The organism is Trujillonella endophytica (assembly GCF_900110555.1).
Lineage (GTDB): Bacteria > Actinomycetota > Actinomycetes > Mycobacteriales > Geodermatophilaceae > Trujillonella > Trujillonella endophytica.
Genome location: NZ_FOEE01000007.1, coordinates 111,323 through 124,695, shown reverse-complemented (window position 1 = coordinate 124,695; position 13,373 = coordinate 111,323). Strand labels below are relative to the sequence as shown.

Here is a 13,373-nt window from a genome sequence, read left to right as displayed (position 1 = left end):
TTTCCTCCTCGAGCCCGCAGGAGTCCCCGTGACCCCCGACGCAGCCGCGACGAACCTGGCTGCCGGGCGTCCCGGCACCGCGGCGCCCGACACGCCGGAGCCCGCCGCGCTGCCCGCGGGCGCGCCGTCCGGTGAGCGCGCTCCGCTTCCCGCCCGGCCGGTCGTGCGCCGGCCCGACGACGTCGGCTCCGAGCCGCCGGCCGACAACGACCCCGTAGCCCCGCGCCGCCGCGTGCGCGACCGGCTGGCCCGCCGGATCGTGGCCGGGCAGCGCAGCACCGTCGTCCGGCCCGTGCTGGAGCCGCTGGCCGCGCTGCACCGGCAGAGCCACCCGAAGGCCGAGCTGGCCGTGCTCCAGCGCGCCTACGACGTCGCGGAGGCCGCGCACGCCGCCCAGAAGCGCAAGAGCGGCGACCCCTACATCACCCACCCGCTCGCCGTCTCCACCATCCTCGCCGGCCTCGGCATGGACACGACCACGCTGATCGCCGCGCTGCTGCACGACACGGTGGAGGACACGGGGGTCACGCTCGAGGCCATCTCCCGCGACTTCGGGCCCGAGGTCGCCCACCTCGTCGACGGCGTCACGAAGATCGACAAGGTCAAGCTGGGCGACGCGGCGCAGGCCGAGACGATCCGCAAGATGATCGTCGCAATGTCCCGGGACCCCCGGGTGCTGGTCATCAAGCTGGCCGACCGGCTGCACAACATGCGCACGCTGCGCTTCCTCCCGCCGGAGAAGCAGGAGAAGAAGGCCCGGGAGACGCTGGAGATCCTCGCCCCGCTGGCCCACCGGCTGGGCATGAACACCATCAAGTGGGAGCTCGAGGACCTCGCGTTCGCGACGCTGTACCCCAAGCGCTACGACGAGATCGTCCGGCTGGTCGCCGAGCGGGCGCCCTCGCGCGACACGTACCTGGCCGAGGTCACCGCCGCGGTGACCGACCAGCTCAAGGCGGCCGGGATCGAGGCCGTGACCACCGGCCGGCCCAAGCACTACTACTCGATCTACCAGAAGATGATCGTGCGCGGCCGCGACTTCACCGACATCTGGGACCTGGTGGGCATCCGGATCCTGGTCGACTCGGTGCGCGACTGCTACGCGGCGCTGGGGATCATGCACGCGCACTGGCAGCCGGTACCGGGCCGCTTCAAGGACTTCGTGGCGATGCCGAAGTTCAACATGTACCAGTCGCTGCACACGACCGTCATCGGCCCGCAGGGCAAGCCCGTGGAGCTGCAGATCCGCACCCACGACATGCACCGCACCGCCGAGTACGGCATCGCCGCGCACTGGAAGTACAAGGAGAAGGCCCGGGCCGGCGGCCGGCCGAGCCCCGGCGAGTTCGGTGCCAGCCCCAAGGCCGGGTCGCCCGACGACATGCTGTGGCTGCGCCAGCTGCTGGACTGGCAGCGCGAGGCCCAGGAGCCGGGCGAGTTCCTGGAAACCCTGCGCTACGACCTCGGTCCGCAGGAGGTCTTCGTCTTCACGCCCAAGGGCGACGTCGTCAGCCTGCCCGGCGATTCCACGCCGGTGGACTTCGCGTACGCCGTGCACACCGAGGTCGGCCACCGCTGCATCGGCGCCCGGGTCAACGGCGCGCTGGTCTCGTTGGACAGCACGCTGACCAACGGCGACGTCGTCGAGATCTTCACGTCCAAGTCGCCGACGGCCGGGCCGTCCCAGGACTGGCTGACGTTCGTCGGCTCCTCCCGGGCGCGGACCAAGATCCGCCAGTGGTTCACCAAGGAGCGCCGCGAGGACGCCGTCGAGGCCGGCAAGGAGGCCCTGACCCGGGCGATGCGCAAGGCCGGCCTCCCGCTGCAGCGGCTGCTCGGCGGCGAGGCGCTGTCGACCCTGGCCAAGGACCTGCGGCACGCGGACGTGACCGCGCTGTACGCGGCGGTGGGGGAGAACCAGGTCTCCGCGGCGTCCGTCGTGGAGAAGCTCATGGCGGCGCTCGGCGGCACCGAGGGCGCGGTCGAGGACATCGCCGAGACCGCGATCCCGACCGCCCGCACGGGGCCGCGGCGGGCCGGCACCGGTGACCCGGGGATCGTCGTCCACGGCATGTCCGACGTCTGGGCCAAGCTCGCCAAGTGCTGCACCCCGGTGCCGGGGGACGACGTGCTCGGCTTCGTCACCCGCGGCGGCGGGGTCAGCGTGCACCGCACCGACTGCACCAACGCCGCCGACCTGCAGCGCAAGCCGGAGCGGCTGGTGGAGGTCGAGTGGGCCAGCGCGCCGGGGTCGCTGTTCCTCGTGGCCATCCAGGTCGAGGCGCTGGACCGGCACCGGCTGCTGTCGGACGTGACCAAGGCGCTGGCCGACGAGCGGGTGAACATCCTCTCCGCCTCGGTGCAGACCAGCCGCGACCGGGTGGCGATCAGCCGGTTCACCTTCGAGCTCGCCGACCCGGCGCACCTGGGCGCGGTGCTGCAGACGGTGCGCAACGTCGACGGGGTCTTCGACGTGGAGCGCGTGACCGCCTGAGGCGGTTCCGTCCGCGCCATGATCAAGTGACCTGATCCCCGGGTGTCCTCCCCGACCGCAGACGGTGCGGGAGGACGCCTCGAGGAGAGGGAGGACGCCGGGAGAGCGGTCGCGCAGGCCGGCTCAGACATCCCATGGTTCGGAGGCGTCAAGCTGCGTCGGCGTTGAGGTGGGGCCAGGCGGTGTCCTCGCGGTAGGTGGTGCGGGTCTTCAGGCAGCCGTGGAGGATGCCGACGAGGCGGTTACCGAGTTGCCGTAGGGCGGCGTGATGTTCGGTGCCGCGGGCGCGGAGGGTGTCGTAGTAGGCGCGGGCGCCGGGCGAGGCGGTCAGCGCGCAGAAGGCCCACTGGTGGGCGGCGTCGGCGAGGTGTCGGTTGCGCGCGTAGCGGGCCAGCACGACCCGCCGGGTGCCTGACGCGCGGGTGATCGGTGAGGTGCCGGCGTAGTTCTTCCGCGCCTTGGCGCCGGCGTAGCGGCCGTGGTCGTCGCCGAACTCGGCGAGCACCCGGGCGCCCAGGACCGGTCCCAGCCCGGGCTGGCTGGTAACGATCTCAGCGTCCGGGTGTCGGCCAAAACCCTCGGCGACCACCGCCTGCAACTCGGCGATCTGGTTGTTCAGCGAGGCGATCAGCCGGACGGCGCTGGCCACGATGACCGCGTAGGCGGCCTCGATGGCCGGGTCCTGGCGCAACGCCGGCGCCCGCAGCACCGCCTGGATGGCCTCGGCCCTGGGCTCGGGGTCGCGCCGGTGGGCGCGGATCAGGGCGGCAGTGATCTTCGACCTCGACAGTCGAGCCGCCCGCGCCGGATCCGGGGCCCGCTCCAACAGCTCGAGCGCCTCAGGCACCATCAGGTCGGGAAAGGCCTCCAACGCGGCGGGAAAATACTCCCGCAGCGCCGACCGCAGCCGCTGGAAGTGCCGGGTGCGGTCCCAGATGAACGCCTGATGAGACCGCGCCACCAGCTTCAGCCCCTCCACCTCGGGGCTGTCACCGGCCATCGGGCGGTGATGGGCCCGGTCCAGCCGCACGATCTCGGCCAGCACGTGCGCGTCACCGCGGTCGGACTTGGCCCCGGAGGCGCCGTGCCGTTCTCGGTAGCGGGCCACCTGCACCGGATTGAGCGCGAACACCTGGTAGCCGGCCGCGACCAACGCCGACACCCAGGTGCCCCGGTCGGTCTCGATCCCGATCACCACGCTCTGCGCGACGAACCCGGTCTCGGCGTCGACGTCGTCATCGGTCAGGTGCTCGGCGATGAGCTCGTGCAACCGGGCCAGCCCGCCGATCCCCTCCGCCAGCCGAGCCCGGGCCAGTCGGCGCCCGCCCTCGTCCTGGACCTCGATGTCGTGGTGGTCCTCAGCCCAGTCATCACCCACGAACAGCATCCGCAGCTCCCCAGCTCGAACCGGTCGGTCGGCAGCGGAGGAAGGGACAGCCTGCGCCCTAATGGTCCAGTGCTCACCGGAGCGCAGCCCGGGGCACGTCATCCCATCAGCAGTCACGCCCCCTCACGACCGGCGGGCCGCACGATCTGAGCCTAGGAATCAACCGTTCCAGGCGAGGAGAGTGCTGACCCACCGGCCGCTACCGGCGCCGAACCTGCCAGAGACCAGCGGGCTCGGTAAGCCCCATTAGACGAGCTCGGGGTCGTCCAGGAAGTCCGGGTTCTGGCACGTGGCGCCGAGCTCCGGCGTCCCGGGGCCCTGGGTCAGCTCGTCGGCGAACTCGGCCAGCCGCGGGTCGCCGGCCGAGTCCACCGTCAGCTGGTGGTTCCAGGCCTGGATGCTGATCGGCGCCTCCAGCCCCGCGTAGGGCGACAGCATCCGGTGCGGGACGCCCTCGACCAGGTCCGCCAGGGTGGCGACGTCGTCGGCGGAGAGCGCGTCGGGGTCGTAGGCGATCCAGACGGCGCCGTGCTCGAGGCTGTGCACGGCGTTCTCGTGGCGGATGTCGACGTCGTAGACGGTGCCCGTGCAGTCGGCCCAGGCGGCGTCGTGCGGACCGCCGACCGGTGGGGACTCGGCGTAGTCGACGTCGGTGCGGACGTGCTGCTGGCCGGCCGCGTAGTCGAAGACCGCGACCGACGACGACGCCGGCGCGCCCTCCGCCGGGGAGGCGGCGCCCGCCACGGTGCTGGTGCAGCCGGCGAGCCCGGCGCCCGCCAGCAGCGCGGCACCGGCCAGCGCGGCGGCCCGGGGGCGGGCGGTCACGCCGTCACCCGGGCCGATTCGACGACCACGGGCTCGTTCGGTGCGCCCCCGCCGGGGCTGGGGTCGAGCGAGCCGTCGTGCCCGGCCGCGGCGATCTCCCGGACGACGTCCAGCCCCGCGGCGTCCAGCGTGCCGACGACGGTGTAGTCGGGGGAGAGCTGGGTGTCCACGAAGCACAGGAAGAACTGGCTGCCGGTCGACTCCGGCCGCCCGCTGTTGGCCATCGCCACCGTGCCCGCCGGGTAGCTGGTGTCCTCGGTGACCTCCTGCGCGAACCGGTAGCCCGGCCCGCCCGTGCCCGTGCCGGTCGGGTCGCCGCACTGCAGGACCCCGAACGACGACGAGTCGACCAGCCGGTGGCAGGGGCTGCCGTCGAAGAAGCCCTCCTGCGCCAGGAAGGCCGTGCTGGCCGCGGCGCAGGGGGCGGAGGCGGCGTCCAGGGTGAGGGTCAGGTCGCCCTGGCCGAGGGTGAGGACGAGCGTCGTGGTGCCCTCGGCCGGCACCTCGTCGGGCGGGGTGCCGACGCCGTCGCCGGAGCCGTCGGGCACCCACTCGCAGGCGACCGTGCCGGCCTCGGCCCCACCGTTGTCCTCGGTGGGTGCGCCGGAGCTCGTCGTCGGCGTGGCGCCGCCGACGACGGGTGCGGGCGACGCCGCGCCGGAGACCTCGGAGCTGCAGCCGGCGAGGAGCAGGAGCCCGACGACCAGCGCGCCCGGAGCCCGCCAGGTCACGGCACCACCGATACCGAGGTGAGGGTCACGGGGGTGTTGGGCGCGCCGCCGCCCGGGCTGGGCTCGAACGAGCCGTCGTTGCCGGCCGCGGCGATCTGGTCGAGGACGGCCAGCCCGGCCTCGTCGACCGTGCCGACGGCCGTGTAGTCCGGCGACAGCTGGGTGTCGACGAAGCAGAGGAAGAACTGGCTGCCCGTCGAGCCGGGGGTTCCGCTGTTGGCCATCGCGATCGTGCCCCGCGGGTAGGTGGTCTCGGGCGTGACCTCCTCGCCGAAGCGGTAGCCCGGTCCGCCCTGGCCGGTGCCCGTCGGGTCGCCGCACTGCAGGACGCCGAAGCTGGGCTGGTTGACCTCGCGGTGGCACGGGCTGCCGTCGAAGAACCCGACCGAGGCCAGGTGGACGAAGCTCGACGTCGCGCACGGCGCCTTCGCCCGGTCCAGGGTGAACGTCATGTCGCCGGCGGTCGTGGCGACGGCGAGGGTGGCCGTGCCCTCCGCGGGCGCGGCCTGCGCGTCGGCGGGGAGCCCCACGTCCACGCCGGAGCCGTCGGGGACGAAGTCGCAGCTCACCGAGCCGTCGGGGTTGACCACGCGGCCGTCGTCGGCCGCGGACGGGGTTGGGTCCGCGGCGGTCGGGTCGTCGTCGTCCCCGCCGAGACCGGTGACCAGCCAGACCGCGCCGACCACCAGGAGGACGGCGACGACGGTCACGATCGTGAGCAGGTTGCGGCGGCGCCTGCGGGCGAGCTCGGCGCGGCGCTCGAGCTGCCGCTGCAGGTGGCGCTGGGCGGCCTGCCGGCGCTGCTTGTTGCTCGGCACGGGGTGGCACTCCTCGGGGCGTGCGGGCGCTGCGGGGCCGGCGTCTGCAGATGAGGCGCCCCGCTGGTCGGTGCGCGAGTCTAGGTGCCGCGCCTGGGGATCCCCGCGCCGAGCGCCCACGGGCGTGCCGTGCGCTCTGTGTCAGCAGCGAGGCGGCCCGAGCCGGAGCCGCTCGCGGGCGTCGTCGACCGTGCCCTCGCCCATCGCGGTGAACTCGATCCACCAGGTCGCGCCCGCCTTGGCCGCCGCCTCGACGGCCGCGGTGTCGGACGGTCCCGCGGTCCGGCCGAAGCGGGTCACGTCGAAGGGCCGGTCCTCGCCGCGGATCTGCCGGACCGTCGACACGAGGCCCTCGAGGTCCGCCTGGCCGATCTCCAGGTCGAACAGCTGGACGGGGACGACGCCGTCCCAGCGCGCGGCGCGCCGGACCGGGCGCTGCGCCGGCCAGGACGCCGCCACCCAGAGGGGCACGCGCGGCCGGTCGGGCGAGGTCGCGAACGCGGGGCAGTCGACGGAGAAGTGCGGTCCGTGGTGCGTGACGGCCTCCCCGCGCAGCAGCCGGTCCAGGACCTCGAGCCCCTCGTCCAGCACGGCCGCACGGGTGCGCAGGTCGCGGTCGTCGCCGAAGGCGGAGAAGTCGGGGAGGTGCGGGTAGCCGGCGCCCAGGCCGAGGACCAGCCGGCCGCCCGACAGCTCGTCCAGCGTGAGCGCCTGCCGGGCGAGCTCCGCGATGTGCCGGCGTGGCAGGGGGGTGACCAGCGGGCCCATGCGGAGCCGCTCCGTGCGCAGGGCCATCGCCGTCATCGCCATCCACACGTCCACCGCGGGCTCCACCACCTGCAGGTGGTCCCAGAGGAAGAGGCCGTCCCAGCCGGCGTCCTCGGCGTCCGCGGCCAGGTCGGCGAGCACCCGCACGTCGCCGAAGGAGCCGAAGTTGGGGACGTAGAAGCCGTGGCGCATCGCGGACCTCCGGGAGTCGGGACTCGGTGCGCGCACGCTAGCGACGTTTCGATGGATCTCGAAAGGTTCGGAGCGGACGACCTGGTTCCGTCCCGCGGCCGGGAGGCGGGTGATCACGCGCCGCGTAACCTGCACGGGTGCTCATCCGCTCGTTCCCGGCCGGGGCCTTCGGCACCAACTGCTACGCCGTCGCCACCGGGCGCGGGCAGGAGTGCGTGATCGTCGATCCCGGCATGGAAGCCGTCGAACCGCTGTCGCAGATCATGGCCGAGGACGGCCTCAAGCCGGTCGCGGTCGTGCTCACCCACGGCCACCTCGACCACACGTTCTCCGTCGTCCCGGTCTGCGAGGGGTACGACATCCCCGCCTACCTGCACCCGGCCGACAACGGCATGCTCACCGACCCGGCCCGCTGGTTCGGCCCGCAGCTGGCGCGGCTGGTCGCCGGCGCCCGGTTCCCCGACCCGTCGGAGGTGCGTCCGCTGGACGACGGCGCCGTCCTGGACCTGGCCGGTGTGACGCTGACCGTCCGGCACGCCCCCGGCCACACCGAGGGATCGGTGGTCTTCACCCTCGACCTCGGCGAGGCCCCCGGCCTGCTCGCCGGCGACGTGCTCTTCGCGGGCTCGGTCGGCCGGGTCGACCTCCCCGGCGGCTCCTGGCAGTCGATGCTGACCTCGCTGCGCGACGTCGTCCTGCCGCTGGACGACGCGACCGTCGTGCTGCCCGGCCACGGCCCGGTCACCACCGTCGGCCGCGAGCGCGCCACCAACCCCTACCTGGCGGAGGCCGCGTCGTCGGGCACGGGCCCGGCGCCCAAGGGGCGCGGGCTGTGAGCGGCGGCCTGACCGCACCCAAGGGCACCTTCGACACGCTGCCGCCGGACTCCGCGCGCTTCCTCGCCGTCCGCGACACCCTCACGACGCCGCTGCGGCGCGCGGGGTACGGCTACGTCGAGACGCCGGTGTTCGAGGAGACGGCGGTCTTCTCCCGCGGGGTGGGGGAGTCCACCGACGTCGTGACGAAGGAGATGTACACCTTCGACGACCGCGGCGGCCGCTCGCTCACGCTGCGTCCGGAGCTCACCGCCGGCCTGATGCGGGCGTTCATCGAGCACCGCCTGTACGACGCGGCGCTGCCGGTGAAGCTGTGGACCGTCGGCTCGGCGTTCCGCTACGAGCGGCCGCAGGCCGGCCGCTACCGGCACTTCACCCAGGTCGACATGGAGGCCCTCGGCGTCGACGACCCGGCGCTGGACGCCGAGGTGGTGGCGCTGGGCGTGCAGGGCTTCCGCGACCTCGGGCTCACCGACTTCGAGCTGCTGCTGACCTCGCTCGGCGACGCGACCTGCCGGCCGCAGTACCGCGAGCTGCTCGTCGCGTTCCTGGAGAAGGTGGATCTCGACGACGAGACGCGCCGGCGGGCGGTGATCAATCCGCTGCGGGTGCTGGACGACAAGCGGCCCGAGGTGCAGGCCCAGCTGGCCGACGCGCCGCTGATGGTCGACCACCTGTCGGACTCGACGCGGGCGCACTACGACGCCGTCCGCCAGCACCTCACCGACCTCGGCGTGACGTGGACCGAGGCGCCGCGGCTGGTCCGCGGCCTGGACTACTACACGAAGACCACCTTCGAGTTCGTGCACTCCGGCCTCGGCGCGCAGTCGGCGATCGGCGGCGGCGGGCGCTACGACGGGCTGTCGGCGGCGCTCGGCGGCCCGGACGTCTCGGGCATCGGCTACGCCGTCGGGGTGGACCGGACGCTGCTCGCCGTCCAGGCGGAGGGGCTCGACGTCGACACGGCCGCGGGCGTGCAGGCGTTCGTGGTCCCGCTGGGCGCCGAGGCCAAGCGGCTCGCCGTCCGGCTGGTCGGGCAGTTGCGGGCGGCCGGCATCTCGGCCGACACCGTCTACGGCGACCGTGGGCTCAAGGGCGCGATGAAGGCCGCCGAGCGCTCCGGCGCTTCGCACGCGGTCGTGATCGGCGACCGGGACCTCGCCGAGGGCGTCGGGCAGCTGCAGGACCTGCGCTCCCGCGAGAAGACCGCGGTCGCGGTGGCCGACCTGTTCGACGCGCTGCGCCGTGCGACGGTGGGCGCGTGAGCTCGATGGAGCGGCGGCCCCTGGGTCGCACCGGCGCCGAGGTCGGCGTCGTGGGGCTGGGCACCTGGCAGCTGGGCGGCGACTGGGGCGACGTCGACGACGAGACCGCCGAGGACATCCTGCAGACGGCCCTCGACGCCGGGGTGACCCTGGTCGACACCGCCGACGTCTACGGCGACGGCCGCTCCGAGGAGCGCATCCGCCGGTCGCTGGTGCTGCGCCCGGAGCGGCCCTTCGTGGCCACCAAGATCGGCCGCCGCGCCGATCCGTTCACGCCCGAGCAGTACACCCCGGCGAACCTGCGCGCCTGGATCGACCGGTCGCGGCGCACCCTCGGCGTCGAAACCCTCGACCTGGTGCAGCTGCACTGCCCGCCGAGCGCCGTCTACTCCGACCACCGGGTCTACGACGCCCTCGACGGGTTCGTGGCCGACGGCTCGATCGCGGCCTACGGGGTCTCGGTCGAGACCGTCGCCGAGGGGCTGACCGCGCTGCAGCACCCCGGCGTCGCCACGATCCAGGTGATCCTCAACGTCTTCCGGCGCAAGCCGCTGGAGGAGCTGCTGCCCGCCGCGCAGGCTGCCGACGTCGGCGTCCTGGCCCGGGTGCCGCTGGCCAGTGGCCTGCTGACCGGCCGGTTCACCGAGCACACCACGTTCGCGCCCGACGACCACCGGAACTTCAACCGCGACGGCGCGGCCTTCGACGTGGGCGAGACGTTCGCCGGCGTGCCCTTCGACGTCGGCGTGGCCGCGGCCCGCGAGTTCGTCGACATCGCCGGCGACCGGGTGCCCGGCCAGGTCGCCCTGCGCTGGGCGATCCAGCAGCCCGGCGTCACGTCGGTCATCCCGGGCGCCAGCAGCATCGGGCAGGTCCAGGGCAACGTGGACGCCGCGGCGCTCCCGCCGCTGACCGACGCCGAGCTGTCCGACCTCGAGCGGCTGTACGACGAGCGCATCCGCGCCCACGTGCACGACCGCTGGTAAGCCACCCCCACCACAGAGAGAGATCCCCCGTGCTCCGCACCCATGACGCCGGCACCCTGCGCGCCTCCGACGCCGGCTCCACGGTGACCCTCGCCGGCTGGGTCGCCCGCCGTCGCGACCACGGTGGCGTGGTCTTCCTCGACCTGCGCGACGCCTCCGGCTACGTCCAGGTCGTCGTCCGCGAGGAGGAGGCGCACGCCCTCCGCAACGAGTACTGCGTGCTCGTCACCGGCGAGGTGCGGCCGCGCCCGGCCGGCAACGAGAACCCGGAGCTGCCCACCGGCGAGATCGAGGTCGTGGCCGCCGAGCTGCGCGTGCTGTCGTCCGCGGCGCCCCTGCCGTTCCCGATCGAGACCGACCAGTCCGCCAGCGACGACGTCCGCTACCGCTTCCGCTACCTGGACCTGCGCCGCCAGGAGCCGGCGCGGATCATGCGGCTGCGCAGCGAGATCAACCGCGTCGCCCGCGGGGTGATGGCCGGGCACGGCTTCGCCGAGGTCGAGACGCCGACGCTGACCCGCTCCACGCCCGAGGGCGCCCGCGACTTCGTCGTCCCGGTCCGCCTGCAGCCGAGCAAGTGGTATGCGCTGCCGCAGTCGCCGCAGCTGTTCAAGCAGCTGCTCATGATCGGCGGGCTCGAGCGCTACTACCAGATCGCCCGCTGCTTCCGGGACGAGGACTTCCGCGCCGACCGGCAGCCGGAGTTCACCCAGCTGGACTTCGAGATGAGCTTCGTCGACCGGGACGACGTCCTGGCGATCGCCGAGGACGTCGTCCGCTCGCTGTGGCGGGAGCTGGCCGGCTACGACGTGCCCGAGATCCCGCGGATGACCTACCGCGAGGCGATGGACCGCTTCGGCTCCGACAAGCCCGACCTGCGCTTCGACGTCGAGCTGACCGAGCTGACCGAGTACTTCGCCGAGACTCCGTTCCGCGTGTTCCAGGCGCCCTACGTCGGGGCGGTCGTGATGCCCGGCGGCGGGTCGCAGCCGCGGCGGGCGTTCGACGCCTGGCAGGACTGGGCGCGCTCGCGCGGGTCGCGGGGCCTGGCCTACGTGACGATCGCCGAGGACGGCACGCTCGGCGGCCCGGTCGCCAAGAACATCTCCGAGGGCGAGCGCGAGGGCCTGCTCGCCGCCGTCGGCGCGAAGCCGGGGGACTGCGTCTTCTTCGCCGCCGGCGCCCGCCGCACCTCCCAGGAGCTGCTCGGGGCCGCCCGCAACGAGATCGCCAAACGGCTGGAGCTCATCGAGCCCGGCACCTGGTCGTTCCTGTTCGTCGTCGACTTCCCGATGTTCGAGGAGACCGAGGACGGCGAGTGGACCTTCATGCACCACCCGTTCACCTCGCCCACCCCCGAGTGGCGCGACCGCTTCACCGAGGACCGGGGCGCGGCGCTGTCGGACGCCTACGACATGGTGATCAACGGCAACGAGGTGATGAGCGGCTCGGTCCGTATCCACGACGCCGGGCTGCAGGAGCGGGTGTTCGAGACGCTCGGCATGTCCCGCGAGGAGGCCCGCGAGCGGTTCGGGTTCTTCCTCGAGGCCTTCGCCTACGGCCCGCCGCCGCACGCCGGCGCCGCGCTCGGCTGGGACCGGCTGACCGCGCTGCTGGCCGGCGTCGACTCCATCCGCGAGGTCATCGCCTTCCCGAAGACCGGCGCCGGCTTCGACCCGCTCACCGGGGCCCCGACGCCGATCTCCGACGCCCAGCGCGCGGAGGCCGGCATCGACGCCAAGCCGGAGTCGGCGGACGCCGCGGCGGCGGGGGACTCGGCTGCGGGGGACTCGGCTGCGGACGCCGCGGCGGCGGGGGACGTGGCCGCTCCCGCGAGTTGATCATCGGCGGGTGGCTGCCCCCGCCGGCGTGCCGGGCAGCCACCTGCCGATGATCGACCGGTCGGCGGCGGCGGTCGTCGGTACCGTCGCCCCATGCCGCTGCGCGCCCGCACCCTGCTCGGACCCGGCCCCTCCAACCCCTACCCGGAGGCCACGGTCGCCCTCGGGCAGCCGCTGCTCGGGCACCTGGACCCGCTGTTCCTCGAGGTCCTCGACGAGACCTCCGACCGGCTGCGACAGCTGTTCGGGACGGCGAACCGGCGCACGCTGCCGCTGTCGGCCACGGGGTCGGCGGGCATGGAGGCGGCCTTCGTCAACACGGTGGGCCCGGGGGATGTCGTCGTCGTCGCCGTCAACGGCCTTTTCGGCGAGCGGATGGTGGACGTCGCCTCCCGGTGCGGCGCGGACGTCGTGCGGGTCGACCACGAGTGGGGTCGGCCGGTGGACGCCGAACGGGTGCTCGCCGCGCACCCGTCGCCCACGCTCATCGCCGCCGTCCACGCCGAGACCTCGACCGGCGTCCGCTCGGACCTGGAGCCGCTCGCCGCCGGCAAGGGCGACGCGCTGCTGCTCGCCGACTGCGTGACCTCGCTGGGGGGCATCCCGGTCCGGCTGGACGAGTGGGGTGTCGACCTCGCATACTCCGGCTCGCAGAAGTGCCTCGGCACCGCGCCGGGGCTGGCGCCGTTCACCATCGGGGAGCGCGCCTGGGAGCAGCGGATCGAGAAGCCGCAGAGCTGGTACCTCGACCTCGGCATGCTGGGCGGGTACGCGGGCGAGGCAGCGGGCAGCGGGGGGCGCACCTACCACCACACCGCGCCGACCGGGATGGTCGTGTCGCTGCACGCAGCCCTCGGCCGGATCCTCGACGAGGGCCTGGACGCCGTGCACGCCCGGCACGCCGAGGCCGGCCGGCTGCTGCACGAGGGGCTCGCGGAGCTGGGGCTGGAGCTGTTCGCCGCCGAGGGGCACCGGCTGCCGGAGCTCACCACGGTGTGCGTCCCCGAGGGCGTGGAGTCGGCGGCGGTGCGGGCCGAGCTGCTGGAGCGCTACGACCTGGAGATCGGCGGCGGCGTCGGCGCGTACGCCTCGACCGTGTGGCGGATCGGCCTGATGGGGGCCAACGCCCGCCCCGACCGCGTGGCGCTGGTGCTGGCCGCGCTGCGGGAGGTCCTGGCCCGCTGACCCGGTCGATCATCGGCGGGTGGCTGCCCCTAACGGCGCGCCGTC

The 13,373-nt window shown here is 73.9% G+C and carries 11 protein-coding genes; 6 read left to right on the top strand and 5 right to left on the bottom strand.

Translation table 11 applies throughout. The annotated features are described in order from the left end of the window. The first annotated feature begins 28 nt into the window (after nucleotides 1–28). Nucleotides 29–2,494 carry a RelA/SpoT family protein gene (locus tag BMY88_RS12575; protein ID WP_170861087.1) on the top strand — a complete coding sequence of 822 codons (2,466 nt, stop codon included), beginning with the start codon at nucleotides 29–31 and terminating at the stop codon, nucleotides 2,492–2,494. A 148-nt stretch (nucleotides 2,495–2,642) separates the two neighbouring features. On the opposite strand, the gene BMY88_RS12570 is transcribed toward BMY88_RS12575, so the two are convergent. From BMY88_RS12570 to BMY88_RS12550, 5 genes are all read right to left on the bottom strand, one after another. Beyond that, the gene (locus BMY88_RS12570; RefSeq protein WP_091943649.1) at nucleotides 2,643–3,881 is read right to left on the bottom strand and encodes an IS110 family RNA-guided transposase; all 1,239 of its coding nucleotides are present in this window, start codon (nucleotides 3,879–3,881) and stop codon (nucleotides 2,643–2,645) included. Between the two features lie 246 nt (nucleotides 3,882–4,127). Next, nucleotides 4,128–4,706 carry a thioredoxin-like domain-containing protein gene (locus BMY88_RS12565; RefSeq protein ID WP_244524644.1) on the bottom strand — a complete coding sequence of 193 codons (579 nt, stop codon included), beginning with the start codon at nucleotides 4,704–4,706 and terminating at the stop codon, nucleotides 4,128–4,130. Further along, nucleotides 4,703–5,437, bottom strand: a complete 735-nt coding sequence (locus BMY88_RS12560) for a peptidylprolyl isomerase (RefSeq protein WP_091943647.1) — start codon at nucleotides 5,435–5,437, stop codon at nucleotides 4,703–4,705. Before BMY88_RS12560 ends, BMY88_RS12565 begins: the two co-directional genes overlap by 4 nt. Next, nucleotides 5,434–6,255 (bottom strand): peptidylprolyl isomerase, encoded by an 822-nt coding sequence (locus tag BMY88_RS12555; RefSeq protein ID WP_091943645.1) that lies wholly within the window; start codon nucleotides 6,253–6,255, stop codon nucleotides 5,434–5,436. The genes BMY88_RS12560 and BMY88_RS12555 overlap by 4 nt, the downstream gene beginning before the upstream one ends. 141 nt (nucleotides 6,256–6,396) lie before the next feature. Further along, the gene (locus BMY88_RS12550) at nucleotides 6,397–7,215 is read right to left on the bottom strand and encodes an LLM class flavin-dependent oxidoreductase (protein ID WP_091943644.1); all 819 of its coding nucleotides are present in this window, start codon (nucleotides 7,213–7,215) and stop codon (nucleotides 6,397–6,399) included. A gap of 137 nt (nucleotides 7,216–7,352) precedes the next feature. Between BMY88_RS12550 and BMY88_RS12545 the strand changes: the two genes are divergently transcribed. The 5 genes from BMY88_RS12545 (at nucleotide 7,353) to BMY88_RS12525 (ending at nucleotide 13,328) form a co-directional block, all read left to right on the top strand. Next, nucleotides 7,353–8,051, top strand: coding sequence for an MBL fold metallo-hydrolase (locus BMY88_RS12545; RefSeq protein WP_091943642.1), 699 nt, complete (start codon nucleotides 7,353–7,355; stop codon nucleotides 8,049–8,051). Further along, nucleotides 8,048–9,316, top strand: a complete 1,269-nt coding sequence (gene hisS / locus BMY88_RS12540) for a histidine--tRNA ligase (protein WP_091943640.1) — start codon at nucleotides 8,048–8,050, stop codon at nucleotides 9,314–9,316. Before BMY88_RS12545 ends, hisS begins: the two co-directional genes overlap by 4 nt. A 5-nt stretch (nucleotides 9,317–9,321) precedes the next feature. Continuing rightward, a complete protein-coding gene (locus BMY88_RS12535) occupies nucleotides 9,322–10,302 on the top strand; it encodes an aldo/keto reductase (protein ID WP_170861097.1) in 981 nt (326 codons plus the stop codon). Between the two features lie 29 nt (nucleotides 10,303–10,331). Continuing rightward, the gene (gene aspS / locus BMY88_RS12530; protein WP_091943636.1) at nucleotides 10,332–12,143 is read left to right on the top strand and encodes an aspartate--tRNA ligase; all 1,812 of its coding nucleotides are present in this window, start codon (nucleotides 10,332–10,334) and stop codon (nucleotides 12,141–12,143) included. 93 nt (nucleotides 12,144–12,236) lie between these two features. Then, a complete protein-coding gene (locus BMY88_RS12525) occupies nucleotides 12,237–13,328 on the top strand; it encodes a pyridoxal-phosphate-dependent aminotransferase family protein (protein ID WP_091943634.1) in 1,092 nt (363 codons plus the stop codon). The last annotated feature ends 45 nt before the right edge of the window (nucleotides 13,329–13,373 follow it).

Coding starts and splice junctions, on each gene's coding strand:
- BMY88_RS12570 (WP_091943649.1), bottom strand. CDS start 3,881: ATGCTGTTCGTGGGTGATGACTGGGCTGAGGACCACCACGACATCGAG.
- BMY88_RS12525 (WP_091943634.1), top strand. CDS start 12,237: ATGCCGCTGCGCGCCCGCACCCTGCTCGGACCCGGCCCCTCCAACCCC.
- BMY88_RS12550 (WP_091943644.1), bottom strand. CDS start 7,215: ATGCGCCACGGCTTCTACGTCCCCAACTTCGGCTCCTTCGGCGACGTG.
- BMY88_RS12535 (WP_170861097.1), top strand. CDS start 9,322: ATGGAGCGGCGGCCCCTGGGTCGCACCGGCGCCGAGGTCGGCGTCGTG.